The sequence below is a fragment of the Rothia sp. HMSC069C01 genome (genome assembly GCF_001814655.1).
Lineage (GTDB): Bacteria > Actinomycetota > Actinomycetes > Actinomycetales > Micrococcaceae > Rothia > Rothia dentocariosa.
The window spans coordinates 30854-34319 of record NZ_KV817398.1 but is presented as its reverse complement, the minus strand read 5'-3'; the positions used below and the strand labels follow the sequence as shown (position 1 = coordinate 34319).

Here is a 3466-nt window from a genome sequence, read left to right as displayed (position 1 = left end):
GTGAACAGCAATGAGCACCGATAAGAATTTTTCAGCCGCTGATAATAATGATCCGCAGCCTCCCGTGGAAAAGCAAAGTGCATCGAATAATCCGGAGAATTCCCAACAAGAGCCAAAATATACACAGCTGTATGGCTTAGAAGGTGCCGACGGTAAGATGTCCTTGGATCCCCAGGCGTCCCGGGGGTCTCAGGGTGCTGAGGTAAAGGAAGAGCCTCATAAACGCATATCACAACAGTTTGATATAGACCCCAACACCCGCGAGCCTCTTCTCATCGCACAGGCTATCAAGAATATTCTAATTATTATTCCTGCGCTCATCATACTGGTTTTTCTTGTCGGTGGATTTATTTTCGGTTTGATTCATGAGATTGATAGTATTTCCCTGACTATCATAACTATTTTAAACATTATTGCACTGCCCTATATAGTTCACGTTATCTTGCAGATTGTCGCGTTTATGCGGTTTAGGAAATCAGTCAAGTTTCGGTGGATACGAGGTGTCAATATTTACGTCCTTATTGTTGCTCCAATCTCCGAGGTTACCTATGTGCCGTTTATGCTAGAGCGGATTCTTAGGTCATATTCATCTACCGAGAGCTCTCTTGCAATAGTGGGGGTTATGGTAGCCCTTTACGAAGTTATTTTGGGCATCTTAATGATTATTGTCACGACAAATAGTATTAAAAAGACAGACAAATCTTCAGAACAAAAGCAGCATGAGGTATCCGAAGGGGTGCCTGATGAATCGCTCTAGAATCCCTTTGCCTTCGGCTGCACTTGGCGATTCCACGCCCAAAATCCCGTTCCGTAAATTCCTTTTGGGTACACGCGTAAGGTGAAGACAAGTCGTCGTTGAGAGCATACGCGGTGCTATGGTTGAGCTACCAACGACACCACCGAAACACATAGAGAGGAGAGCATGATGCGGCAGCTTTACGCGGCGCAGAAAATCTTCAAAATTACCGACCACTATGTCGTCACCGACGAAGGCGGATACACGGTATATCAAGTTGATGAGAACTACCGGGTTCTCGGCAAAAACATGAATGTGACGAACGTTGAGACTGGCGTGCAGTTCACGCTGGAGCGGCAGCTTGGGCTCGGTACCGTTTTCAATGTTGGCTTTTCCACTGGCGACCAGCTGTATATGCGCAAACGGTTTAAACTCGCTGGGCTCAACATAGAGGCCTACCTCAACCAGACTCCGCTTCAGATCGGGGGTAGTTTCTGGGAGGGTAACTTTGAGATTGTTCTTGAAGGAGGTATCGTCGCCGCTATTCACAAGCCTAGGTTTAAGATGCGCGACAAATATCAGATCACTGTGTACGACCAGCGTTTTCAAGACGTTGCTATTGCAGTTCTCATCGTTGTTGATTATCTATCTGATCAGCGGCAGAAGAACAGGCCTAGAATTAGTTTTCACGGATCCTAAAGTCCCTATGCGTCAGGTTTGATGAGGCGCGAGCAGATAGTATTGTGGCGAGCAGATAATCGATTGTTATCTGCTCGCCACAATAACCATCTGCTCGCAGGGATTAAAGCGTGCTTATAGATATTTACTTATTGAAACACCTAAGAAAAAATATTTAAAACATGAAGTGTTTATAAAAACTTACGAAGCGTGGCGTTATATTTTTATGTGACATGCCCGAATAAGAAATATGACATTTAAAAGTTTTGAACAATGACCACTCTGATATAGAGCATAAAATACATGAACTTCTGTCTTGCGTGATGCAGCAAAACAGCCTTAAAGGGTTGAAAACTCGCCTGTGTGGCTTCTACGGTAGGGGCAGAGGCGTTCAGGAAAGCGCTACGCAGTAAATGCATTATATGAGGTGACCAAACATCACTTTGAGATGTGTTGCTGGTTGTATCTTACAAATGCAATTCTGGGCACTCTAAATAAAATCCTCGCTCCGGAAGAGGAAATGTCATAATCCCGCGCCTTCTTTTATGAGGCGTTCACAGATAGTACGCATTCAAAATTCGCTTTTGTAGCTCTACAGTGGCGAGTGCGTGTATCCAACCACCATGTGAAAGGAAGATAAGTAACATGACTCTCGAAAATACCGGACTTTCCCGCCGTAAGCTGCTGCGTACTACCGCTATTGGCGTTCCTGCCGCTGGTCTACTCGCTTTCGGTTCGACCCTTGTGACCGCACCGAGCGCAAATGCTGTTGATGTTGACGGCTACTGGGGCTCGGGAACATCATTAGGATTCCAGCAGTTTATGAATGCTGTCAGGGGTTCCGGTTTAACGACTGATGGTGTAATCAGCTCGCAGCCCTCAAGCTTTGCCCCTTCCTGCTCCGGCATCGTTGGTGGCTGGGAGTGGGTGGAGGACTCTCAGGCATCTGGTTCCCCAGCAATTGTGGAGATGCAGAACTGGTTGGGTGTAAGCGCAGATGGATTATTTGGTGCTGAGACCGTGAGTGCTTTGCAGGCCCACTACGGTTTGACGGTTGACGGGACACTGGACGGACCTTCGCCTACAATTCAGGCTCTGCAGAACGAGATAAACCAGTACGTCAGCGACCATACCAACGACCATATGAATGATGTGATAAAGAAATTATTTAATTAGCAACGCACACGTCGATATCGCACTCGTTGGGGCGGAGGTTGATACCGTTGCTCCGCCTCATCGAGGCTTTTTAACTTCCTGCACCTGAAAAAATATATGTAAAGGAGGACATTCCTGATGACTCTCGAAAATCCTGGACTTTCTCGCCGTAAGCTGTTGCGTACTACCGCTATTGGTGTGCCTGCTGCTGGTCTGCTCGCTTTCGGCTCGACCCTTGTGACCGCACCGAGCGCAAATGCCCTTCAAGCTGATGGCATCTGGGGTGAAGGAACGACAGTTGCGCTTCAGCAATTCCTAAATCAGGCACTTGGGGCAGGTCTTGAAGTAGATGGGCTGATCGGTAGTCAGCCTGCCTCTGCACAGGAAGAATTGGCTGTTTTTGGATCCGGTTGGGACTGGGTCTCGGATAGTGATGCTTCCGGGTCTGCAACTATCACCGCTATGCAGAACTGGCTGGGAGTCTCAGCGGATGGTCTGATAGGTCGGCAGACGCTCTCTGCTCTGGGCAGTTACGAGGATCCGGAACTCGGTCGGGAAATAGACGAGCTAAACCGTGAGTTGGGTGAGCTTGGCCGATTTGTTGAGGGAGTCGGCGAAGACGTGCAGCGTAAATACGAAGACATTAAAAATAAGCTGAAAGAACTCTACGAAGAAGTTATCCGTAAGTTGCAGGACATGCTCGATAAATTATCAGGTAAACCTGATCCTGAAGCGCGTAAGTGGTTTGAAGAGCATCGGTAAAAGTTTTCGCGGTACTTGGACGGGGCATGTTTCTGCTTAAGAATTTTGCCCCGACAAGGCTTTTTCTAACTTCCTATACCTGAAAATACGCAAAGGAGGGTATTCCTGATGACTCTCGAAAATCCTGGACTTTCT

Annotated in this window: 4 protein-coding genes; all 4 read left to right on the top strand. The window is 47.3% G+C overall.

Annotated elements, in window-relative coordinates:
- Nucleotides 1–10 precede the first annotated feature (10 nt).
- The 4 genes from HMPREF2981_RS06525 to HMPREF2981_RS06510 all read left to right on the top strand — a co-directional run bounded on the left by HMPREF2981_RS06525 (nucleotide 11) and on the right by HMPREF2981_RS06510 (nucleotide 3331).
- A complete protein-coding gene (locus tag HMPREF2981_RS06525) occupies nucleotides 11–757 on the top strand; it encodes a uracil phosphoribosyltransferase (RefSeq protein ID WP_070661791.1) in 747 nt (248 codons plus the stop codon).
- A 165-nt stretch (nucleotides 758–922) separates the two neighbouring features.
- A complete protein-coding gene (locus tag HMPREF2981_RS06520; protein WP_048752752.1) occupies nucleotides 923–1435 on the top strand; it encodes an LURP-one-related/scramblase family protein in 513 nt (170 codons plus the stop codon).
- Between the two features lie 624 nt (nucleotides 1436–2059).
- Complete coding sequence (locus HMPREF2981_RS06515) at nucleotides 2060–2590, top strand: peptidoglycan-binding domain-containing protein (RefSeq protein WP_070661788.1); 531 nt, start codon at nucleotides 2060–2062, stop codon at nucleotides 2588–2590.
- A gap of 117 nt (nucleotides 2591–2707) precedes the next feature.
- Entirely contained in the window at nucleotides 2708–3331 is a 624-nt protein-coding gene (locus tag HMPREF2981_RS06510; protein ID WP_004006348.1) for a DUF4795 domain-containing protein, read from the top strand.
- Nucleotides 3332–3466 lie beyond the last annotated feature (135 nt).